This window comes from Samsonia erythrinae, from assembly GCF_004342665.1.
GTDB classification, from domain to species: domain Bacteria; phylum Pseudomonadota; class Gammaproteobacteria; order Enterobacterales; family Enterobacteriaceae; genus Samsonia; species Samsonia erythrinae.
The window spans coordinates 85,851-109,289 of the sequence record NZ_SMBY01000006.1 but is presented as its reverse complement, the minus strand read 5'-3'; the positions used below and the strand labels follow the sequence as shown (position 1 = coordinate 109,289).

The window sequence follows — 23,439 nt, the reverse complement described above, 5'->3', positions numbered from 1 at the left end:
CAAACGATACGATGCGAGGTTATCGCTGATGTTTTTGGAAAATGGCTGGCTATCTGACATTACACGTATGCCTTCGCCGCATTATGACGATCGCCCGAATAACGAGGTTCCTTCCTTACTGGTGATCCACAACATCAGTTTGCCGCCTGGCGAATTTGGCGGTCCCTACATCGACCACTTGTTTACGGCGACGTTAGATCCCACGGCGCACCCCTATTTTGCCGATATCGCCCATTTGCGCGTGGCGGCACATTGTTTGATTCGTCGCGACGGGCAGGTGACGCAGTATGTTGCTTTCGATCGGCGAGCCTGGCATGCCGGCGTGTCGGAATTTGAAGGACGTGAACGCTGTAATGATTTTTCGATTGGGATTGAGCTGGAAGGGACGGATACGTTGCCGTTTACGGCGGCGCAGTATCAGTCGCTGGTTGCGATAACGCAGGTATTAATGCGCCATTATCCCATTACACCATCGCGGATTGTCGGGCATAGCGACATTGCGCCGGGCCGTAAGACCGACCCCGGCCCGGCGTTTGACTGGGACTGCTATCACCGCCTGCTGCAAGAAAAGCGGGCAGAGAAACAGGAGAGCCAACATTCATGACGCTGTTTACGCTGTTGCTTACGCTGGCATGGGAGCGATTGTTCAAACAGGGAGAACACTGGCAGCTCGATCATCGGCTTGAGGTGGTGTTCCGGCATATTCCTTCTCCCTCTTTATTCCAAACGCTGTTTCTGATGCTGTGCAGCATGGGAGTGGTGGCTGGCCTGCTGTGGTTGACGAGTGGCCTGTTGTTCGGCCTGATTTCTCTTGTGTTGTGGATCGTCATCAGTCTGATGTGTATCGGGGCAGGTGAAATCCGCCAGCACTATCGCCGCTACTTACAGGCGGCCCAGCGCGGCGAGGCGGATGCCAGTCGGGAAATGGCGGCGGAACTGGCGCTGATTCACGGCCTTCCGGTGGGGGTCAGCGAAGGCGAGAAGTTAAAAGAGTTGCAAAACGCCTTGCTGTGGATAAATTTCCGCTTTTATTTAGCCCCGCTATTCTGGTTTGTCGTCGCCGGGCCTTACGGGCCGGTTGCGCTGGTGGGGTATGCTTTTTTGCGTGCCAGACAGACCTGGCTGGCACGGCATCACACGCCGCTGGCGCGTGCTCAGTCCGGTGTTGACCGCCTGTTGCATTGGCTTGACTGGATCCCTGTACGCTTGGCAGGGGCTGCTTACGCACTGTTGGGACACGGTGAAAAAGCGCTGCCAGCCTGGTTCGCGTCGCTAGGGGATTTCCGCTGTTCCCCTTACTGGGTGTTAACCCAGCTTGCTCAGTTTTCACTGGCGCGTGAATCTCATATCGAACCGGTTGAGACGCCCAAAGCCGCGGTGACGCTGGCGAAGCGCGTCACGTTGGTACTGGTGGTCGTGGTGGCGCTCCTGACGATATACGGTGCGTTGGTATAATTTCCCAACGCACGTTCCACGGATTCGTTCCTCGTTTAGCGCCGGTCTGCGGGCGGCTCGCCAAATACGGGCATGCCGCGAGGGTCCCAACCGAACGTTTTTATTCGCGTGTGTCGGTTGGGATCGTACAGCGGATCACCTTCGATCTTGCTATTGCTACGGGCGTGATACACCAAAACGTCCTCTCCCGTTTCCGTTTGGGTGAAACTGTTGTGCCCGGGGCCGAACTGACCGTTTGACCAGCTTGTGGCAAAGACCGGCTGCTGTGATTTATGCCAGCTCGTTGGATTTAACAGGTTGCTGTCCCTGTTCGCCCACAGTAAGCCGATGCAGTAGTTTTCGTCGGTGGCGCTGGCCGAGTAGGTGATCAAGATACGTTCACCGTGCTTAATGACGGCGGGGCCTTCGTTGACGTTAAATCCTCTCATTTCCCATGGCAGTTCCGGCTTGCTTAACATGATTGGCGTGCCTTTCAGCGTCCACGGATTTTCCATTTCCGCCAGATACAGGTTCGAATTGCCGGGAATGGCGGGGTCTTTCTGCGCCCACAGGTAATAATGCCTTCCCTGATGTTCAAACTGAGTAGCATCCAGCGAGAAGGTGTCGAATTGCGTATAAATTCTGCCTTTTTCAATCCAGTTGCCTGTTAACGGATCGCTGTCTGCGCATTCCAGTACGAACATACGATGCTGGAATAAACCGTCCTTAATCGCTTCAGTGGGGGCGGCGGCGAAATAGAGATACCATTTGCCGTTAATCACGTGCAGCTCCGGCGCCCAAATGAGCGCACTCAGCGGGCCACGTTCGTGCTTGAGCCAGATGGTGACCGGCGTGGCAAGGGGAAGCGCTTCCAATGAGTCTGCCCGGCGAATTTCAAGCCTGTCGTATTCCGGTACTGAGGCGGTAAAATAGTATTGACCATCCGAATGGCGAAGAATGAAAGGGTCTGCCCGCTGTTCAATCAGTGGATTAGGCCATTGATGTGGGTTCATCACTCTCTCCTTTTCTTGAGACGTTAAGTGGTTTGCTGCGCTGGCTATCGATATCGCTCAGTTCCCGATAGTTATTACGGCGTTTCTCCAAATCGATCTGTATTTGCCGCATGAGTTGGCGATCGACCTTGAGTAAACGTACCACGCCTGCGGTGATCAAATAGCCTAAGCTGGGGAGGAGGGTGAACAGCATGATGATGCCATGCAGAGCCTCCGCATTTTGCTGTTTAGCATTGGCATCATAACCATAGTAAGACAGCAGGAAACCGACCATCGCCCCCGCAATCGCCAGCCCGACCTTGAGGAAGAACAGGTTGCCTGAGAAGCTGATCCCGGTTATTCGCTTACCGGTTTTCCATTCGCCATAATCATCTACATCGGCCATTAGCGACCAGTGAAGCGGCGAAGGGATTTGGTGCAGGATATTCAGCAGGAAATACATCACCAGAATAAAGTGGGTCATGTGGGGGTTAAAAAAATAGAAGGCGCAGGAAAAGATCGCCAGCGCAATGTTGACCCAGAAAAACACTTTCAGTTTGCAGAAGCGGTCGGTAAGCGGTTTCGCCAGCGCGCTGCCGAACATCATGCCAACGACACCAAGGCTGATAAACAGACTGGCAAATGACGCGGACTTTTCCATCACCCATGTCACGTAATACATCGTTGCCGCCATGCGAATAAAACCGGGGCAGACGTTACACAGGGTGAGCAGCAGGATTCGCGGCCATTGATCGTTTTTCCAGATGTCCCTCAAGTCTGCTTTCAACGCATCATGAGTGGGGATTGCCGGTTTAATGCGTTCCTGAACGGTAGCGAAGCAAAACAGGAACATGAATAACGCCATGATCGCCATGACGCCCATCGACATTTGGTAGCCGCGTGCTTTGTCCTCCCCGCCAAACCATTCGGCCATGGGGAGCAGTGCAGAGGAGAGGATGAGCGTCGCGATGCCCACCATAATGAAACGGTATGACTGACAGGAAACCCGTTCATGCGGGTCGGCGGTGATGACGCCGCCCAGCGAGCAGTAGGGAATGTTGATGGCGGTATACGTCAGCGACATCAGAAAATAGGTGAGAAAGGCGTAAATGACCTTGGCGTTATAGCTCCAGTCTGGCGTAGTAAACATGAGGACGCTGAACACAACATAAGGCACGCAGATCCAGAGGAGATAGGGGCGAAAGCGCCCCCAGCGACTCTGGGTTCGATCGGCGATGGCGCCCATGATGGGATCCGTTATGGCATCGATGACGCGAATGGAAAGTAGCAGTGTTCCCACTAACGCGGGCGAGAGACCATAGACATCAGTATAGAAATAGCTCAGGAATAGCATGATGGCGCCGCCAATCATGTTGCATCCTGCGTCACCCATCCCATAACCAATCTTTTCTTTAACGGACAGCACGTTGTTCTTCATGACTGCTGACTCCTGTTACTCATGTGTAGACGTGATTATTCCTTCCGATTCGGGATCAATGGACGTATGAAATCGGTTGCAAAAATGGACAAATGAGTCAGACGGAGAGAAATGTGACGGCGGTTGCAAATGTGAAAAAGGCCGACAGCATCGGCCATAGGACATAAATGTTGGGCTTACTTCGCCTGCTTTTTCTGTTTTATCGTGTAGCCCGTGGCCAGAATCATCAGCCAGACCGGGATCAAAATGACGGAGATCCGGATACCCGGCGTCATGTACATAATGACCAGTATGCCGGCGAGGAACAGCAGGCAGATATAGTTTCCTAGCGGATAAAACAGCGCCTTGAACTTGGTCGCCACGCCGTCTTTTTCTTTTTGTGCGCGGAACTTCAAATGCGCCAGACTGATCATCGCCCAGTTAATCACCAGCGCGGACACGACCAGCGCCATTAATAGCTCGAACGCTTTACCGGGAATGAGGTAGTTGATCAGCACACATAGCGCCGTCGCCAGCGCGGAGAGGCCGATAGCGACCACAGGTACGCCACGGCGATCGACGGTTTCCAGCACTTTGGGGCCGTTCCCCTGTTTCGCCAGACCGAACAGCATACGGCTATTGCAATAAACGCAGCTGTTATAAACCGACAGCGCCGCCGTGAGTACGACGATATTCAATACCGTTGCCACCACATTGCTGTTCAATTCATGGAATATCATCACGAACGGGCTGCCGCCTTCTACCACTTTCCCCCACGGATAAAGCGATAAGAGGATAGCGAGTGAGCCGATGTAGAAAATCAGGATACGGTAGATAACCTGATTGGTGGCGCGTGGAATGCTTTTCTCCGGGTCATCCGCTTCCGCCGCTGTAATCCCCACCAGTTCCAGACCGCCAAAGGAAAACATGATCACGGCCATCGCCATCACCAGACCTAATCCGCCATTCGGGAAGAAACCGCCCTGCGCCCATAAGTTGGTAACGGTGGCCTCCGGGCCTCCTGCGCCGCTAAGCAGCAGCCAACCGCCAAAGACGATCATGCCAATAATGGCGGCGACCTTGATGATGGCAAACCAGAATTCCATTTCGCCGTAGATTTTCACATTCGCCAGATTGATGGCGTTAATCAACAGGAAAAAGGCAGCGGCGGACACCCAGGTCGGAATGTCTGGCCACCAGTATTGAACATAAATCCCGACGGCGCTGAGTTCCGCCATCGCGACCAGCACATACAGCACCCAGTAGTTCCACCCGGAGGCGAAGCCGGCAAATTCGCCCCAGTATTTATACGCAAAATGGCTGAACGATCCGGCGACGGGTTCCTCAACGACCATTTCCCCCAATTGGCGCATGATGAGAAACGCAATCAGTCCGCCAATCGCATAGCCCAGCAGGACCGATGGGCCAGCCATTTTGATTGTCTGCGCAATACCGAGAAAAAGCCCGGTACCGACTGCGCCGCCTAAGGCAATCAACTGTATATGGCGGTTTTTCAAACCCCGCTTCAGTGTGCCGCCCTGATGTTGATGATCCATCAAATTTAACCCTCTGCCTGTGCAAGTAAAAAACACGGTGTGAACGAACACGCGTATTATCGACTGTACGTTTGTGTCATTTTATTTTTACGGGAATAATCTTTCTTAAAATGGCAGGACCTCTACCGTTTGTCAGAGAATAGTGGTAGGTGAACAAGATTGCACTGATTTCTTAATGTCCGATAACTAAAAACTATTGTGTCATCAAAGTTTTTCTTCTTGTGCCGATTAACAGATAAGCCGCGGCGTTTTTTTGCGCATACCTCTTTCGTCTTAACCCTTATTTATATCCGCTTATCCTGGACGTAAAACGCCGCGTTGTCCCGTCGGCGTTGAGGGCGATCATGTCATCGATGTGTGAATTAAAATTCTTGTTTTATGAATTAAAATTCATTACCACGGCGTTTAAACGCTTCAGCAATGTCTGTTTTGCTGTTTCAAAAAAATTAAAATATGGATGGAAGGGGTAAGGGCTATACCACAGGCGGGCTATCGTTCTGCCGCTGCTTCCCAGGGCATTTGTTAAAATCCAGTGGGATTGATGTTTTAGGTCAACGTGCTTATGGACAGAACGTGAATACTTTGTTACTTTAGCGTCACGTTTTTTAAATTGGTATTACCAATTGACTCCGCGCCATTCGCAGAGAAGAATCCACTATGGCATACAGTAAAATCCGTCAGCCCAAATTGTCGGATGTGATTGAGCAGCAGTTGGAGTTTCTGATCCTTGAGGGAACCTTGCGTCCCGGCGAGAAGCTCCCACCGGAGCGCGAACTGGCAAAGCAGTTTGATGTTTCCCGCCCTTCTCTGAGAGAAGCCATTCAACGCCTGGAAGCCAAAGGGTTACTTTTGCGCCGTCAGGGTGGTGGTACCTTCATTAAAACCAATTTGTGGCAAAGCGTCAGCGATCCGCTGGCGGAATTGTTGAGCACACATCCTGAATCCCAGTTCGATCTTCTGGAAACACGCCATGCGCTGGAAGGCATTGCCGCCTACTATGCGGCGCTGCGCGGCACGGAATCGGACCTGCAACGAATTCGGGATTGCCACGCGGTAATTGAAACCGCGAGGGAAGCGGGCGATTTGGAAGCCGAGTCTGAAGCCGTTATGCAGTATCAGGTTGCTGTAACAGAAGCCACGCATAATGTGGTGTTACTGCACTTATTGCGTTGTATGGGGCCGATGCTCGAACAGAACGTGAGGCAGAATTTTGAGTTGCTTTATTTGAGCCGTGAAGTGTTGGCTCAGGTGAGCGTTCATCGCGCCAGCATTTTTGAGGCGATTGTTGCCCGCGAGCCGGAGAAGGCGCGCGAAGCATCACACCGCCACCTGGCGTTTATTGAGGAAATATTGCTGGATCTTAACCGGGAACATAGTCGACGCGAGCGTTCGCTGCGCCGGCTCCAGCAACGCAGGGATTGAGCGTCCTTGAGTATTTTGGGGCTCTGAATGCGGAAATGACGACGAGCCTGTCTTCATACGTTTTGTGACCGAATAGGCCAGAACGCATGGAGACAGGCTCCAATAACTAACTGATTAGAGAAGATAAGGAATAACCATGTCAGATCGTTTAAATAATGACGTGGATCCGATCGAAACCCGCGACTGGCTGCAGGCGATCGAATCGGTCATCCGTGAAGAGGGTGTTGAGCGCGCTCAGTTCCTGATTGATCAGGTTCTGAGTGAAGCACGTAAAGGCGGGGTCAGCGTTGCTGCTGGTTCAGCCGCGCGTCAATATATCAACACCATCGCAGTGGAAGACGAGCCGGAATATCCAGGTAATCTGGATCTGGAAAGCCGCATTCGCTCAGCGATTCGCTGGAACGCGATCATGACGGTGATGCGTGCTTCGAAAAAAGATCTGGATCTGGGCGGCCACATGGCTTCTTTCCAGTCTTCCGCAACTTTCTACGAAGTGTGCTTTAACCACTTCTTCCGCGCCCGCAATGCGCAGGACGGCGGCGACCTGGTCTACTTCCAGGGCCATATTTCTCCGGGCGTTTACGCGCGCGCTTTCCTTGAAGGCCGTCTGACTGAAGAACAGATGAACAACTTCCGTCAGGAAGTTCACGGTAACGGTCTGTCTTCTTACCCACACCCGAAACTGATGCCGGAATTCTGGCAGTTCCCCACGGTGTCAATGGGGCTCGGCCCGATCGGCGCCATCTATCAGGCTAAATTCCTGAAATATCTGGAACACCGCGGCCTGAAAGATACCTCCAAGCAAACCGTTTACGCTTTCCTGGGCGACGGTGAGATGGACGAGCCGGAATCCAAGGGCGCGATCACTATCGCGACGCGTGAAAAGCTGGACAACCTGGTCTTTGTTATCAACTGCAACCTCCAGCGTCTGGATGGTCCGGTTACGGGTAATGGTAAAATCATCAACGAACTGGAAGGCATTTTCAGCGGCGCCGGTTGGGAAGTGATCAAGGTTATCTGGGGCGGACGCTGGGACGAGCTCCTGCGTAAAGACACCAGCGGTAAATTGATCCAACTGATGAACGAAACCGTTGACGGTGACTACCAGACCTTCAAATCCAAGAACGGCGCCTATGTGCGTGAGCACTTCTTCGGTAAATATCCGGAGACGGCGGAACTGGTTAAAGACTGGACGGACGACCAGATTTGGGCGCTGAACCGCGGTGGCCATGACTCTAAAAAAGTCTATGCCGCACTGAAAAAAGCGCAGGAAACCAAAGGCAAGCCCGTGGTTATTCTGGCGCATACCATTAAAGGCTATGGTATGGGCGACGCGGCTGAAGGTAAAAACATCGCTCACCAGGTTAAGAAAATCAACATGGACGGCGTGCGTTACTTCCGCGATCGTTTCAATGTGCCGGTTAGCGATGAAAACATCGAAAAACTGCCTTATATCACCTTCGATAAAGACTCAGCAGAATACAAATATCTGCATGAGCGTCGTCAGGCGTTGGAAGGCTATCTGCCAACCCGTCTGCCTAAATTCAGTGAAAAACTGGAACTGCCGACGCTGGAAGATTTCAGCCCGCTGCTGGAAGAGCAGAATAAAGAAATCTCTACCACCATCGCTTTCGTTCGTGCGCTGAACGTGATGCTGAAGAACCCGTCTATCAAAGATCGTCTGGTTCCGATCATCGCCGACGAAGCGCGTACCTTCGGGATGGAAGGTCTGTTCCGCCAGATCGGGATTTATAGCCCGAACGGCCAACAGTATACCCCGCAGGACCGTGAGCAGGTTGCTTACTACAAAGAAGACGAGAAAGGTCAGATCCTGCAAGAAGGTATTAACGAGCTGGGCGCGGGTTCTTCCTGGCTGGCTGCGGCAACGTCTTACAGCACCAACGATCTGCCGATGATCCCGTTCTACATCTATTACTCGATGTTCGGTTTCCAACGTATCGGCGACCTGTGCTGGGCGGCGGGTGACCAACAGGCGCGCGGCTTCCTGATCGGCGGTACTTCCGGTCGTACGACGCTGAATGGCGAAGGTCTGCAACATGAAGACGGCCATAGCCACATTCAGTCCCTGACTATCCCGAACTGTATTTCCTACGATCCGGCCTATGCTTACGAAGTCGCTGTCATTATGCATGACGGTCTGCACCGTATGTATGGCGAAACGCAGGAGAACATTTACTACTACATCACCACGCTGAACGAAAACTACCACATGCCTGCGATGCCGCAGGGTGCGGAAGAGGGTATCCGTAAGGGTATCTATAAGTTGGAAACGGTTGAAGGTAGCAAAGGTAAAGTCCAACTGCTGGGCTCTGGTTCTATCCTGCGTCACGTGCGTGAAGCGGCTCAAATTCTGGCGAAAGACTACGGCGTAGGTTCTGACGTTTATAGCGTCACCTCCTTCACTGAACTGGCGCGTGATGGTCAGGATTGTGAGCGCTGGAACATGTTACACCCGCTGGAAACTCCACGCGTTCCTTACATCGCACAGGTGATGAACGACGCGCCGGCTGTAGCATCTACTGACTATATGAAACTGTTCGCTGAGCAGGTTCGTACTTACGTACCGGCTGATGATTACCGCGTACTGGGTACTGACGGCTTCGGTCGTTCCGACAGCCGTGAGAACCTGCGTCATCACTTTGAAGTGGATGCGTCTTACGTTGTGGTTGCGGCTCTGGGTGAACTGGCTAAACGCGGTGAAATCGATAAGAAAGTGGTTGCTGATGCGATTGCTAAATTCAACATCGATGCCGATAAAGTTAACCCGCGTCTGGCATAAGAGGTAAAGATTACATGGCTATCGAAATCAACGTACCGGATATTGGTGCAGATGAAGTTGAAGTCACCGAAGTTCTGGTGAAGGTTGGCGACAAAGTAGAAGCTGAACAGTCGCTGATCACGGTTGAAGGTGATAAGGCTTCAATGGAAGTGCCTTCTCCGCAGGCCGGTGTAGTGAAAGAGATTAAAGTCTCTGTCGGTGACAAAGTGGAAACCGGGTCACTTATCATGATATTCGATTCCGCCGACGGTGCAGCTGACGCTGCACCTGCCAAGGCAGAAGAGAAGAAAGACGTTGCTCCGGCGGCGGCACCCGCGGCCGCGGCGGCGAAAGACGTCAACGTGCCGGATATCGGCAGCGACGAAGTCGAAGTGACCGAAGTGCTGGTGAAAGTCGGCGATAAAGTTGAAGCTGAACAGTCCCTGATCACCGTCGAAGGCGACAAAGCCTCTATGGAAGTGCCGGCGCCGTTCGCCGGTACGGTGAAAGAGATCAAAATCAACACCGGCGATAAAGTGTCTACCGGTTCTCTGATCATGGTCTTTGAGGTGGCGGGCAGCGCGCCTGCGGCTTCTGACGCTCAAGCTGACGCGGCGCCTGCTGCGGCACCCGCGGCAGCGGCGGACAAAGACGTTAACGTACCGGATATCGGCGGCGACGAAGTTGAAGTCACTGAAGTGCTGGTGAAGGTCGGCGATAAAGTTGCAGCGGAACAGTCCCTGATCACCGTTGAAGGCGATAAAGCCTCTATGGAAGTACCGGCACCGTTCGCAGGCGTGGTTAAGGCGCTGAAAGTCAACGTTGGCGACAAAGTGTCTACCGGTTCTCTGATCATGGTCTTCGAAGTGGAAGGCGCTGCGCCTGCCGCGGCTCCGGCGGCCAAGCAAGACGCGGCGGCACCGGCTCCGGCGGCAAAACCTGCTGCTGCACCGGCTGCAAAAGCGGAAGGTAAGAGCGAATTTGCTGAGAATGACGCTTATGTTCACGCGACGCCGGTTATCCGTCGTCTGGCGCGTGAATTCGGTGTAAATCTGGCGAAAGTCAAAGGGACGGGCCGTAAAGGTCGTATCCTGCGCGAAGACGTTCAGGCGTACGTGAAAGACGCGGTGAAGCGTGCTGAGTCTGCGCCAGCTGCCGCTGGCGGCGGTCTGCCGGGCATGCTGCCGTGGCCGAAAGTGGACTTCAGTAAGTTTGGTGAAGTGGAAGAAGTGGAACTGGGCCGCATCCAGAAAATCTCTGGCGCGAACCTGAGCCGTAACTGGGTGATGATCCCGCACGTTACGCACTTTGACAAAACCGATATCACCGAACTGGAAGCGTTCCGTAAACAGCAGAACGCGGAAGCCGAGAAGCGTAAGCTGGATGTGAAGATCACCCCGGTTGTCTTCATCATGAAAGCCGTTGCCGCTGCGCTTGAGCAAATGCCGCGCTTTAACAGTTCACTGTCTGAAGATGCTCAACGTCTGACCCTGAAGAAATACATCAACATCGGTGTTGCGGTTGATACCCCTAATGGTTTGGTGGTTCCGGTGTTCAAAGACGTGAACAAGAAAGGCATCATCGAGCTGTCTCGTGAGCTGATGGCCATTTCCAAGAAAGCGCGTGACGGTAAGTTGACGGCGGGCGAAATGCAGGGCGGTTGCTTCACGATCTCCAGCATCGGCGGCCTGGGCACCACCCACTTCGCGCCGATTGTGAACGCGCCGGAAGTGGCTATCCTCGGGGTATCCAAGTCCTCTATGGAACCGGTCTGGAATGGTAAAGAATTCGCGCCGCGCCTGATGTTGCCGATTTCTCTCTCCTTCGACCACCGCGTGATTGACGGTGCTGATGGTGCACGCTTTATTACCATTATCAACAACACGTTGTCTGACATTCGCCGTCTGGTGATGTAATCAAAAAGCCGGCCTGACGGCCGGCTTTTTTCTGATAATCTGTTCGTTGCTATAGCGGATCGGGTTTAAAGACAAATCGTTCGTCGCTTTTTGTTTCTAAATTGTTAACAATTTTGTAAACTAGCGCGACAAAGACACGTCCCGGTGGAAGAGGGCGTTATTAAAAATGGCATCCCAAATCATCCCTGATGACGGGTGTGACGTCACAGACCCGCCGGAAATTAATTAAGAGGTCATGATGAGTACTGAAATTAAAGCTCAGGTAGTGGTACTTGGTGCCGGCCCTGCGGGTTACTCCGCGGCATTCCGCGCGGCGGATCTGGGCCTGGAAACCGTACTGGTAGAGCGTTACTCCACGCTGGGTGGGGTGTGTCTGAACGTCGGTTGTATTCCTTCCAAGGCGCTGCTGCACGTCGCGAAAGTCATTGAAGAAGCGAAAGCGCTGGCGGAGCACGGTATCGTGTTCGGCGAACCGAAAACCGACATTGATAAGATTCGTCTGTGGAAAGAAAAAGTCATTACTCAACTGACTGGCGGTCTGGCCGGGATGGCGAAAGGCCGTAAAGTGAAAGTGGTTAACGGTCTGGGCAAATTCACGGGCGCGAATACGCTGGAAGTGGATGGCGAAAACGGCAAAACGACGATTAACTTCGATAACGCCATTATCGCAGCGGGTTCACGTCCGATCCAATTGCCGTTTATTCCTCATGATGACCCGCGCGTATGGGATTCTACCGATGCGCTGGAGCTGAAAAGCGTCCCGGGGCGTTTGCTGGTGATGGGCGGTGGTATCATCGGTCTGGAAATGGGGACGGTGTACCACGCTCTGGGGTCGCAGATCGACGTGGTTGAAATGTTCGATCAGGTGATCCCAGCGGCGGACAAAGACATCATCAAAGTCTTCACCAAGCGAATCAGTAAGCAGTTCAATCTGATGCTGGAAACCAAAGTGACGGCGGTCGAAGCCAAAGAAGACGGCATCTATGTGACGATGGAAGGCAAAAAAGCGCCGGCCGAGCCACAGCGTTACGATGCGGTTCTGGTGGCTATTGGTCGTGTGCCGAACGGTAAAAACCTGGATGCCGGCAAGGCGGGCGTGGAAGTGGACGATCGCGGCTTCATCCACGTTGATAAGCAAATGCGCACCAACGTGCCGCACATCTATGCTATCGGCGACATCGTCGGTCAACCGATGCTGGCGCACAAAGGCGTGCATGAAGGCCACGTTGCGGCTGAAGTGATCGCCGGTAAGAAACACTACTTCGATCCGAAAGTGATTCCTTCGATTGCCTATACCGAACCGGAAGTAGCATGGGTGGGGCTGACCGAGAAAGAAGCGAAAGAGAAAGGCATCAGCTTTGAGACCGCGACCTTCCCGTGGGCGGCGTCTGGCCGTGCTATCGCCTCTGACTGCGCCGATGGTATGACCAAGCTGATTTTCGACAAAGAAACTCACCGTGTGATCGGTGGTGCGATTGTCGGTACGAACGGCGGTGAATTGTTAGGCGAAATCGGTCTGGCGATCGAAATGGGCTGCGACGCGGAAGATATCGCCCTGACCATCCATGCGCACCCGACGCTGCATGAATCCGTTGGTCTGGCCGCTGAAATCTTTGAAGGCAGCATCACCGACCTGCCGAACCCGAAAGCGAAGAAGAAGTAAGTTTTCTCCGGTTCGAATCGCGTGAATGTCATCCGGCACCCTGATAGGTGCCGGATTTTTTTGTCAGCGGCTTCGCAAAATGCATGCTCCGTCCGTTTATTTTTAGCTGCGTCAATTACAATCAAATTTCAAAAAGAAACGGTGTTTTATTTTTGAGGTTATGATGAGTCTGAATACCTTACGCACCTCTGTCTGGCTACTGGCGGCCTTGCTGTCCAGCCCTTCACTGATGGCGAATGAGATGAACCCTGAGATTCAATCCGCGACGAATCAGGCGGTGACAGATGAAGGGCTGCCTTCATTTTATCCGCAGCTTAAACAACAGATGACCTACCCGGACTCCTGGCTATCCGGGCATATTACGGATTTTGGTCAGTGGCAATCTCAGGCGAGAAAAACGCTGCGTTCGCTGCTGCTGACGCCGGATTCAACCAAAGATTTTGCGCCGCAGACGATGGAAAAACAGGATCGCGGCAGCTACATGGCAGAGAAAGTTGCGTTTAATCTGACCGATGAGAGCCGGGTAACCGCGCTGCTCCTGACGCCAAAAAGCGTGGGGCCGCATCCTGCGGTCATTTTGTTACACGACCACGGCGCGAAGTTTGATATCGGCAAAGAGAAGATGATCAAACCGTGGGGCAATGACGAACAGCTCGCTTCCGCACAGGCGTGGGCCGATAAGTTTTTCACCGGCCGCTTTGTCGGGGATGAACTGGCGAAGCGGGGTTATGTGGTACTGGCGGTGGATGCGTTAGGTTGGGGCGCGCGCGGGCCGATTAAATATGAGCAGCAGCAGGCGCTGGCGAGCAATTTCTTTAATCTGGGGCGCTCGCTCGCAGGTCTGATGGCCTACGAAGATATGCGGGCCACGGATTTTCTGGCATCGCTTAAGCAGGTTGATAAGCAGCGTATCGGGGCCGTCGGTTTTTCGATGGGGGCTTATCGTGCCTGGCAGTTAGCCGCGTTGTCCGACACCGTGGCGGCAACGGCGGCGGTATCCTGGATTGGCACCTACGAGGGCCTGATGACGCCGGGCAATAATGTGCTGAGAGGGCAGTCGGCATTTTATATGCTGCACCCGGGGCTCCCGGCACGCTTTGATTTCCCGGATGTGGCGAGCGTGGCCGCGCCGAAGCCGATGCTGGTCTTTAACGGCGGCAAGGACAAACTGTTCCCGGTGCAATCCGTTGAAGACGCCTATGCCAAAATGCATAAGGTGTGGCAATCCCAACGGGCGGACAGCAAACTGCAAACCAGGATCTGGCCGGAACTGGGGCATGTTTTCTATCAGGAACAGCAGGAGGCCGTCTTTCGCTTTCTGGACCAATGGCTGAAACCGACATCCCGTTAAAACAGCAACTCAAGCAAATAGCGCAGATCGCCTTGTTGCCGTAATGCGCAGCGGTCGGCGAGCGTGTTGCTGTCGAGGCGCGCCTGTGAACCCATAGTTTGCCGCAGTTTGGCGCGCAGATCGACGGGGCGTGCCGAGGTTTCCTTGCGCGTGGTGCGCTGGACTAGCGTGTTGCCGTTGCGCAGGTGCAGCGTGACCTCATGAAAACGTGCCTCCGGGTCAAGCTCATCAGGCGGCGCGGTTTCATCGGCGTGACGAATGACGCGTTTCGCCAGCGCGGCGATAGCTGGTTCAACCGCGTCTTCCGAAAAACGGGCCAGCTTCAGTTCCCCTTCCAGCAGCGCCGCCGCAATGACATATTCCAGACTGAACCTTGCCTCTACGCCGTTGGTCGGATTGCGGATAAAGGGGGCGACGTCGCCGCCCGGTGGAAACGTTACGGTGATATGTTCGATGGCGTCAGCCAAATCGGTGTTCGAGCCATTTTCCTGATCCCACTGCTTGCGCAGCGCAAACGCCGCTTCGGCCGCGCTGTGGGTACCGCCGCAGGTTGGGTAGCGTTTGAATTCCAGACCGGGAGAGAGAATACGCCACGGCGCTCCCCAGTTTTCCACCAGCAGGGCTGGCTGCTGTTTCCCATCGCCGTGTGCGGCAAGGAACGCCTCAATCACCTGCTGTTTGTTGCCCTCAAATCCCGCCAGCCCCAGCTTGACGGCGGTGAGCCCCGCTCTGGCGGCCAGCCCGGCGTGTAGCGGTTTGACCGCGGAACCAAACTGCGCCCGCAGACCGGCGGCCTGCGTGGCGGCCAGACCAAGGATCGTCTGCGTTTGTTCCACCGAGGCGCCAGCCAGACGCGAGGCGGCAGCGGCGGCAGCAAGCGCGCCGAGCGTCGCCGTGTTGTGATAACCCAGACTGTAATGGCGCGGACCGCATGCCAGCCCGATTCTGCCGGCGGTTTCCACGCCAGTGACATAGGCCGTCAAAAACGCCGCTTCCGTAACGGATAAATCTTCTGCGGCAAGAGCAAACAGCGCGGGTAGAATGACGGTGCCGGGGTGGCCGCGAAACGCCGGATGATAATCGTCAAAGTCCAGTACGTGACCGGCATAGCCGAGGATCAGGCTGCGCGTCAGGCTGTCTGTGCCGCAGAAGACCTGTTTTAACGGGGCAAGACCGCTATCGGCAATGGTGCCTTGTACGATCGGAAGCGCGGCGGCGATAAAATCGGTCACGCCGTCGCGGGCAGCATCAAGAGCGGCTTGGTCTGGCTTGCTATGGAGGATCAAGTGGGCAAGCGTTGCGGTGATATCGGTTTGATAAGTCATGAGTTGTGACGCGTTGCTGGTGGAAAGTCCTAATTTACTGTGCATCGTCGGATAGCCATTAATAACCAAATGGAATGTTTAATTCCATTTGGTTATTAATGGTCGGTGAGATCAGCAGCGTGTTTTTAGCTGTCCCGGCGTGATGCCGAAGGTACGGCGCAGGGCGGTGGTAAAGTTGGCCGGGCTGTTGTAGCCGGCGAGGCTGGCCGCTTGCGCAATACCGATGCCGTCTTTCTGTAAGGCCAGCATGGCGCGCTGGAGACGGCAGTTACGCAGGTATTCGAAAACGGACATATTGAACGTCTGGCGAAAATGGCGCTGTAGCGTGCTTTCACTCATATTGACGCTTCTGGCGATTTCGTTCATCGAAAGCCGATCGGCGCTGCCGCTTTCCAGCATCTCCCTGACCTGTTGCATTCGATAGTAACCCCGTAAGGGGACGCCGCTGTTTTTCTCCTGTGCCGCTCTGGCGGTCAGCGACGTGAAGGCTTCAATAATCAGGCCCATGCACTGCGTTTCCAGATGAAGACGCTGGAGCGGCGTTTGGCAAGGCCCGACATTCAGGATTTGTAACGCGATAGCCAACGCCTGACGAGACGGCGTCCACAGGTGTGTCGCCAGATGGGTCTGCGTGAAATCGTAGATGGCTCGCCAGTCGCCCACGCTGTCCATCATATTGCCGTACAGCCATTCCCTGTCGAACGTCAGCGTAACGGTTCGCTCATATTCATCACGTTTACCGGTGCGGGTAAATACCGTCGGTTCCGTCAGCGCAATCAGTGAGGCTGGCTGGCTCTCGCCCAAATGCAGTTCCTGATGACCAAATGCGATATGCGCATTGCCGCTCACCACGATGGCGATCTTGATTGCGTCATCCAGCAGATTTTGGGTTTTCATGTTGTGGCGATTAATCACATCCGCCGTATGTAGGATCAGATGCGGATTGAGCTGTACCACGCGGAATGACCCGAATAGCACCGGCAGGTTATCGATCAGTCGGGGGCCGATAAAACGGTAATGATTGGCGACCAGACTCGATTGCTGAACGATGTGATCTTTATAGATCGGCTTTGATGACTGCGTGAAGCTGCGCACGTGATGACCCACCTGATTTAACCCTTCGACCTGCGCCTTCCATTTTGATGCTTTGGCAAAACATTTTGCTGCTAGAGCAAACCCCGTCCTGAATGACAAATGTAACAATGACCGCGCCAAAATGGTAATGCAAATACTTCTCAATAGCATTTTTCGTTGAGGACGACACATTGCACAATAAATGCATTTTCCATTTCCGGCAATGCGCAGAAAAGGGCTGATGGGGCGCGCGGTATGACGTGTTTCGCCCGATGGCCGCCATCTGTGCGTTTTTATTCAGCCCCTTTGCTGATTGTCATGGGGGATCGCTGTTCCGAGCACGATGTTGAACCTTTTTCAGACTACGTCTTTATGTTTACAGGGCAGGGTGATTTTGATGAAACTACCACGATCGCGTCTTTATCTGGCGACGCTTATTGGCATCAGCGGCGGGATGGCCCCGTTTATGAATGGTGCGCAGGCTTCTCCCCCTTCTTCGACTGACGCTGTTTCTCAGGTGCAAGGTCGGACTGAGGATTATGCCGCTGGCGATACCATGGTGATTACCGCCGCGGAGCAAACCCGTCAGGCGCCCGGGGTGTCGGTGATTACGGCTGAGGATATCAGCAAACGCCCGCCCGCCAACGATTTGTCTGAACTAATCCGCACCATGCCGGGCGTGAATCTGTCGGGTAACTCCAATAGCGGTTCACGCGGCAACAACCGTCAGATCGATATTCGCGGTATGGGGCCGGAAAACACCCTGATTCTGGTGGATGGCAAGCCGGTTTACAGCCGTGCAGCCGTACGTTACGGCTGGCGCGGCGAGCGTGATACGCGTGGCGACACCAACTGGGTGCCTGGCGATATGGTGGAGCGCATTGAAGTGCTGCGTGGCCCGGCGGCGGCGCGTTACGGCAACGGTGCGGCGGGCGGCGTGGTGAATATTATTACCAAACAGCCAACGAATACGTGGCACGGAGCGTGGAATAGCTATATGAGCTTCCCGGCGCACCGGGCGGAAGGCGCGACGAAGCGTACCGATTTCAACCTGATGGGCGGTTTGACCGATACTCTGAGTATGCGCCTGTACGGCAATTACAATAAAACGCAGGCGGATGCCTGGGATATTAACGACGGCCATCAGCTATCGCCCCGTGCCGCCATTCCCGCCGGGCGTGAAGGGGTGCGCAACAAAGACATCAACGGGTTGCTACGTTGGGAATTTATGCCGCAGCAAACGCTGGAATTTGAAGTCGGGGCCAGTCGGCAAGGCAATATTTATGCCGGCGATACGGAGAATAACAACGGTAAAGCGGATACTCAGGTGCTTTACGGTCAGGAAACCAACCGTCTGTATCGTCAGAAATATGCATTGACTCACCGTGGCAACTGGGAAAGCGGGACCAGCGCGCTGTCTTATCTGCAATATGAGAAGACGCACAATACGCGTATTTTGGAGGCGCTGTCGGGCGGGCCGGCGGGCCGTCCAACGGGCGATGAATTTACTACCATTACGCTGGATGTTTACACGGCGCACAGTGAAGTGAGTGTGCCGTTTACCGCCGTGTTTGCGCAAACGGCAACGATTGGCGCTGAGTGGATAGAGCAGAAAATGCACGATCCTTCATCCAATACGCAGACGACCACCGAAGCCGGGAGTATTGGTTCTATCCCCGACACCCAGCGGAGTGAGGACATATCGTCGCGCATTGCGTCCGTCTTTGTGGAAGACAATATCGAAGTGACCGACAGTACCATGCTGACGCCTGCGTTACGTCTCGATCGCCACAGCATTGTTGGCACGAATTGGAGTCCGTCGCTAAACCTGTCACAGCAGTTGGGCGAGGATTTTACGCTTAAGCTAGGGATTGCCCGTGCGTATAAAGTCCCCAATCTTTATCAGTTAAACCCTAATTATTTGCTCTACAGCCGGGGTAATGGCTGCTATGGCGGCGGCGCCTGCTACCTGATGGGCAATGACGATCTCAATGCGGAGACCAGCGTCAATAAAGAGATCGGTATCGAGTTCAAGCGTGATGGCTATCAGGCGGGGATCACCTATTTTCATAACGATTACCGCAACAAGATTGAATCCGGCGTGACGAAAACGGGCAATGCCGTGGGCGGTAATCATTCAAGCTATGCCAATGCCAGTATCTACCAATGGGAAAATGTGCCGAAAGCGCGGGTCGAAGGGTTGGAAGGCTCGCTGACGGTTCCTCTGACGGACACGATCACCTGGAGCAACAACATGACCTGGATGTTGCGTTCGGAAAATAGAACCACCGGGGATTATCTGTCGATTACGCCGGAGTTTACCTATAACGCCTCCGTAAGCTGGCAGGCGACCGAGGCGCTCTCTTTCCTGGGAAGCATGACGTGGTATGGCCGCCAGAAACCGAAGAAATACAACTATCAGGGCGTAGCGGTTTCCTCGCTTCCTCTGACGGCAGCCTACGATACGCATGAAGTCAGCCCTTATGCGATATTTGGTTTGAGCTCCACTTACACGGTGAATAAGAACCTGAGTATCACCGGCGGGGTAAATAACCTGTTCGATAAACGTCAGTACCGCGCCGGGAATGCTCAGTCGCTGACCAGTACCTCATCGTCAGGCGTCACCAGTATCACCTCTTATGGGGGCGGTGCGGCGACCTACAACGAGCCGGGACGTACCTTCTTTGTCAGCGTGAAGACGTCATTCTGACGTTCTCTCGACGCCACGGCACAATCGTCTGCCGTGGCGTTTTTACGTCGAGCGTTGCCCTCTGAGGCAGAACCACATCTTTAAAAGGTTGCGGCGCCTGCGATCCTCGTCGGCTGACTTACACTTCCTTTCTTCCCGCCTCTTGCAAACGAAGTCAGCCACGGTTTTCTCACTGACGCTGTTGCCGTCAGGCGGGTCGCCTTTTTCTCCACGGCGTCAGAATCAGCATATAGTGTGCGTCGTCTGGGACATGTTATTCTGCTGAGGTCAGTATAATCAGTGAACATGATGGGGGGCGTAGCGCCGAACCCTATTAATGTTGCTATTATGTGAACGAATTAACAATCAATTCAAATTCTGATATGCTGACGAGGCTGGACCGGACACTCTATTACCTTACATCCACACGCTTACATTCAGGCATGGACATCACAACCGGGAACAAGAGCGCCGGGCATAATGAAGACAATGAGAGCGAGGAGAACGTCGTGCTAGAAGAATATCGTAAGCACGTAGCCGAGCGGGCTGCGCAGGGGATTGTTCCTAAACCGTTAGATGCCACGCAGATGGCCGCGCTGGTTGAGTCACTCAAGAATCCCCCGGCGGGCGAAGAAGAGGCATTGCTTGATCTGCTGATTAATCGCGTCCCTCCCGGTGTAGATGAAGCCGCCTATGTGAAGGCCGGTTTTTTGGCTGCCGTCGCTAAAGGCGAAGCCACTTCCCCCTTGGTCACTCAGGAAAAAGCGATCGAGCTGCTGGGCACCATGCAGGGGGGCTATAACATCCATCCGCTGATCGATGCGTTAGACAACGACAAACTGGCGCCTATCGCCGCTGAAGCGTTGTCCCACACTCTGCTGATGTTTGATAACTTCTACGATGTGGAAGATAAGGCGAAAGCGGGCAATGCGCACGCTAAAAAGGTGATTCAGTCCTGGGCTGATGCCGAGTGGTTCCTGTCTCGTCCGAAACTGGCGGAAAAAATTACCGTCACCGTCTTTAAGGTCACGGGTGAAACCAACACCGATGACTTGTCTCCTGCCCCTGACGCCTGGTCGCGCCCTGATATTCCGCTGCATGCGTTGGCGATGCTGAAAAACGCCCGTGAAGGCATTGAGCCCGATCAGCCTGGCGTCGTAGGGCCAATCAAGCAGATTGATGAACTGGCGAAGAAGGGGTTCCCGCTGGCTTACGTCGGCGATGTGGTCGGCACCGGATCTTCGCGTAAATCCGCCACCAACTCGGTGCTGTGGTTCATGGGGGATGATATCCCTTACGTGCCGAACAAGCGTGGCGGCGGCGTGGTACTCGGCGGCAAAATCGCGCCGATCTTCTTTAACACCATGGAAGATGCCGGCGCATTACCGATCGAAGTGGATGTCAACGATCTGAATATGGGCGATGTCATTGATATTTACCCGTATGAAGGCGAAGTCCGTCGTCATGATACCGACGAGGTGCTGGCGACGTTTGCGCTGAAGACCGACGTATTGCTGGACGAAGTGCGTGCCGGTGGGCGTATTCCGCTCATCATTGGCCGTGGTTTAACCGCGAAAGCGCGTGAATCTCTGGGCCTGCCGCACAGCGATGTGTTCCGCGTGGCGAAAGCGGTTGAGGCGAGTCAGAAAGGTTTCTCGCTGGCGCAGAAGATGGTGGGGCGCGCCTGTGGCGTTGAAGGGATCCGCCCTAACGAATATTGTGAACCCAAGATGACCTCTGTGGGGTCACAGGACACCACCGGGCCGATGACCCGTGATGAGCTGAAGGATCTGGCCTGTCTGGGTTTCTCCGCGGATTTGGTGATGCAGTCTTTCTGTCACACAGCCGCCTATCCGAAGCCGGTGGATGTGACCACGCACCACACGCTGCCCGATTTCATCATGAACCGTGGCGGGGTTTCCCTGCGTCCGGGGGATGGCGTGATTCACTCCTGGCTGAACCGCATGCTGCTGCCGGATACCGTCGGCACCGGCGGCGACTCTCATACCCGTTTCCCGATTGGGATTTCTTTCCCGGCTGGGTCCGGGCTGGTGGCGTTTGCCGCCGCGACGGGCGTGATGCCGCTGGATATGCCGGAGTCCGTTCTGGTGCGCTTCAAAGGCAAAATGCAGCCGGGGATTACCCTGCGCGATCTGGTTCACGCGATTCCGCTCTACGCCATCAAGCAAGGTCTGCTGACGGTGGAGAAGAAAGGGAAGAAAAACATCTTCTCCGGTCGTATTCTGGAGATCGAAGGTCTGCCGGATCTGAAAGTCGAGCAGGCGTTTGAACTGACCGACGCCTCGGCGGAACGCTCCGCGGCGGGATGTACCATCAAGCTGGATAAAGAACCGATCATCGAGTACCTGAACTCCAATATCGTGCTGCTGAAGTGGATGATCTCCGAAGGCTACGGCGATCGCCGCACGCTGGAGCGCCGTATTCAGGGGATGGAAAAATGGCTGGCCGATCCGCAACTGTTGGAAGCGGATGCCGACGCCGAATACGCGGCGGTGATCGATATCGATCTGGCGGACATTAAAGAGCCGATCCTGTGTGCGCCGAACGATCCAGACGATGCGCGCTGGCTGTCCGACGTGCAGGGCGAGACGATCGACGAGGTGTTCATCGGTTCCTGTATGACCAACATCGGGCACTTCCGCGCGGCGGGCAAGCTGCTGGACAGCCACAAAGGTCAGTTGCCGACCCGCCTGTGGGTTGCGCCGCCGACTAAAATGGATGCCGCGCAGCTAACGGAAGAGGGTTATTACAGCGTGTTTGGTAAGAGCGGCGCGCGTATTGAGATCCCCGGCTGCTCGCTGTGCATGGGGAATCAGGCGCGCGTGGCCGACGGCGCGACCGTGGTCTCAACCTCGACCCGTAATTTCCCGAACCGTCTGGGCACCGGCGCTAATGTCTATCTGGCCTCTGCGGAACTGGCGGCGGTAGCCTCGCTGCTGGGTCGCTTGCCGACGCCGGACGAGTATCAGACGTATATGGCTCAGGTGGATAAGACGGCAGAGGATACCTACCGCTACCTGAATTTTGACCAGTTAGGTCAATATACCGAAAAAGCCGCTGGCGTGATCTTCCAGACGGCGGTATAACCCGTCCTGCTAAACGGAGAGGCCTGATGGCCTCTCCGTTTATATCATTTAGCTCCGTTCCCCACGCTTTTGTCTTGCCGTCCGATTTTCTCACAAGAGCAGGCATTCGGTTCTTCCCGGCGAATGTCGTACTATCGCGCGCGTTATCACCGCCGCCGCCCGGCCCGGTTGTTGTGGAAAATACCCGGCGCTTTGCGAGCGGTCACGGTGACAGGACGGGCCGGCGGCTAAACTAAACACAAGCAACATCACAGTGGGGTAGCATCATGGACTATGAGTTTTTACGGGATGTGACGGGTCAGGTCATCGTTCGTATGTCGATGGGGCATGAAGCGATAGGACACTGGTTTAATGAAGAAGTGAAAGGACAGGTGGCGATCTTGACCGACGTCGAAGAAGCGGCGCGCGCCGTTGCAGGCAGCGAACGGCAGTGGCGGCGCGTGGGTCACGAATACACGCTGCTGCTGGATGCAGAGGAAGTCATGATCCAGGCCAACCAGCTGACGTTCAACACCGACGAACTGGAAGAAGGCATGAGCTATTACGACGAAGAAAGCCTGTCTCTGTGTGGTCTGGAGGATTTTCTGACGCTGGTGGCTAAGTATCGCGAGTTCCTGTGATGCGTTGGCGGACCGTTCTATGGGCGCAGGCATTTTTACGCGCACGGGGATATCTTATCTCGCGGGGAGACCGGCAGCGCTCTGAGGTGAATCT

Annotated in this window: 15 protein-coding genes; 10 read left to right on the top strand and 5 right to left on the bottom strand. The window is 54.5% G+C overall.

Translation table 11 applies throughout. From position 1 onward, the window contains the following. Positions 1–28 precede the first annotated feature (28 nt). Together ampD and ampE are read left to right on the top strand one after the other, a co-directional pair. A complete protein-coding gene (ampD, locus tag EDC54_RS11240) occupies positions 29–604 on the top strand; it encodes a 1,6-anhydro-N-acetylmuramyl-L-alanine amidase AmpD (protein WP_132456413.1) in 576 nt (191 codons plus the stop codon). Further along, a complete protein-coding gene (ampE, locus tag EDC54_RS11235; protein WP_132456178.1) occupies positions 601–1,455 on the top strand; it encodes a beta-lactamase regulator AmpE in 855 nt (284 codons plus the stop codon). Before ampD ends, ampE begins: the two co-directional genes overlap by 4 nt. A gap of 35 nt (positions 1,456–1,490) precedes the next feature. Here ampE and EDC54_RS11230 read toward each other — a convergent pair whose 3' ends face one another. From EDC54_RS11230 to EDC54_RS11220, 3 genes are all read right to left on the bottom strand, one after another. Beyond that, entirely contained in the window at positions 1,491–2,447 is a 957-nt protein-coding gene (locus tag EDC54_RS11230) for a glycoside hydrolase family 43 protein (protein ID WP_132456176.1), read from the bottom strand. Next, positions 2,425–3,864, bottom strand: a complete 1,440-nt coding sequence (locus tag EDC54_RS11225) for a glycoside-pentoside-hexuronide (GPH):cation symporter (RefSeq protein WP_132456174.1) — start codon at positions 3,862–3,864, stop codon at positions 2,425–2,427. Before EDC54_RS11225 ends, EDC54_RS11230 begins: the two co-directional genes overlap by 23 nt. Before the next feature lie 176 nt (positions 3,865–4,040). After that, positions 4,041–5,399 (bottom strand): amino acid permease, encoded by a 1,359-nt coding sequence (locus tag EDC54_RS11220; RefSeq protein WP_132456172.1) that lies wholly within the window; start codon positions 5,397–5,399, stop codon positions 4,041–4,043. A gap of 657 nt (positions 5,400–6,056) precedes the next feature. On the opposite strand from EDC54_RS11220, the gene pdhR reads away from it, so the two are divergent. From pdhR to EDC54_RS11195, 5 genes are all read left to right on the top strand, one after another. After that, a complete protein-coding gene (pdhR, locus tag EDC54_RS11215) occupies positions 6,057–6,821 on the top strand; it encodes a pyruvate dehydrogenase complex transcriptional repressor PdhR (protein WP_132456170.1) in 765 nt (254 codons plus the stop codon). A gap of 136 nt (positions 6,822–6,957) precedes the next feature. Continuing rightward, positions 6,958–9,621 (top strand): pyruvate dehydrogenase (acetyl-transferring), homodimeric type, encoded by a 2,664-nt coding sequence (gene aceE, locus EDC54_RS11210; protein ID WP_132456168.1) that lies wholly within the window; start codon positions 6,958–6,960, stop codon positions 9,619–9,621. Between the two features lie 14 nt (positions 9,622–9,635). Next, the gene (gene aceF / locus EDC54_RS11205) at positions 9,636–11,516 is read left to right on the top strand and encodes a pyruvate dehydrogenase complex dihydrolipoyllysine-residue acetyltransferase (RefSeq protein WP_132456166.1); all 1,881 of its coding nucleotides are present in this window, start codon (positions 9,636–9,638) and stop codon (positions 11,514–11,516) included. 238 nt (positions 11,517–11,754) lie between these two features. Continuing rightward, the gene (gene lpdA, locus EDC54_RS11200) at positions 11,755–13,179 is read left to right on the top strand and encodes a dihydrolipoyl dehydrogenase (protein ID WP_132456164.1); all 1,425 of its coding nucleotides are present in this window, start codon (positions 11,755–11,757) and stop codon (positions 13,177–13,179) included. Between the two features lie 163 nt (positions 13,180–13,342). After that, positions 13,343–14,530 carry a dienelactone hydrolase family protein gene (locus tag EDC54_RS11195; RefSeq protein WP_132456162.1) on the top strand — a complete coding sequence of 396 codons (1,188 nt, stop codon included), beginning with the start codon at positions 13,343–13,345 and terminating at the stop codon, positions 14,528–14,530. On the opposite strand, the gene EDC54_RS11190 is transcribed toward EDC54_RS11195, so the two are convergent. Then, positions 14,527–15,855 carry an MmgE/PrpD family protein gene (locus EDC54_RS11190; RefSeq protein WP_132456412.1) on the bottom strand — a complete coding sequence of 443 codons (1,329 nt, stop codon included), beginning with the start codon at positions 15,853–15,855 and terminating at the stop codon, positions 14,527–14,529. The genes EDC54_RS11195 and EDC54_RS11190 overlap by 4 nt on opposite strands. 111 nt (positions 15,856–15,966) lie before the next feature. Further along, positions 15,967–16,950, bottom strand: a complete 984-nt coding sequence (locus EDC54_RS11185) for a helix-turn-helix transcriptional regulator (protein ID WP_230514505.1) — start codon at positions 16,948–16,950, stop codon at positions 15,967–15,969. A gap of 376 nt (positions 16,951–17,326) precedes the next feature. On the opposite strand from EDC54_RS11185, the gene EDC54_RS11180 reads away from it, so the two are divergent. The 3 genes from EDC54_RS11180 (at position 17,327) to yacL (ending at position 23,345) form a co-directional block, all read left to right on the top strand. Continuing rightward, positions 17,327–19,639, top strand: a complete 2,313-nt coding sequence (locus tag EDC54_RS11180) for a TonB-dependent siderophore receptor (protein WP_132456158.1) — start codon at positions 17,327–17,329, stop codon at positions 19,637–19,639. Positions 19,640–20,127: 488 nt separating this feature from the next. Continuing rightward, positions 20,128–22,725 carry a bifunctional aconitate hydratase 2/2-methylisocitrate dehydratase gene (gene acnB / locus EDC54_RS11175; protein ID WP_132456156.1) on the top strand — a complete coding sequence of 866 codons (2,598 nt, stop codon included), beginning with the start codon at positions 20,128–20,130 and terminating at the stop codon, positions 22,723–22,725. 266 nt (positions 22,726–22,991) lie between these two features. Next, positions 22,992–23,345 (top strand): protein YacL, encoded by a 354-nt coding sequence (gene yacL, locus EDC54_RS11170; RefSeq protein ID WP_132456154.1) that lies wholly within the window; start codon positions 22,992–22,994, stop codon positions 23,343–23,345. Positions 23,346–23,439: the final 94 nt, after the last annotated feature.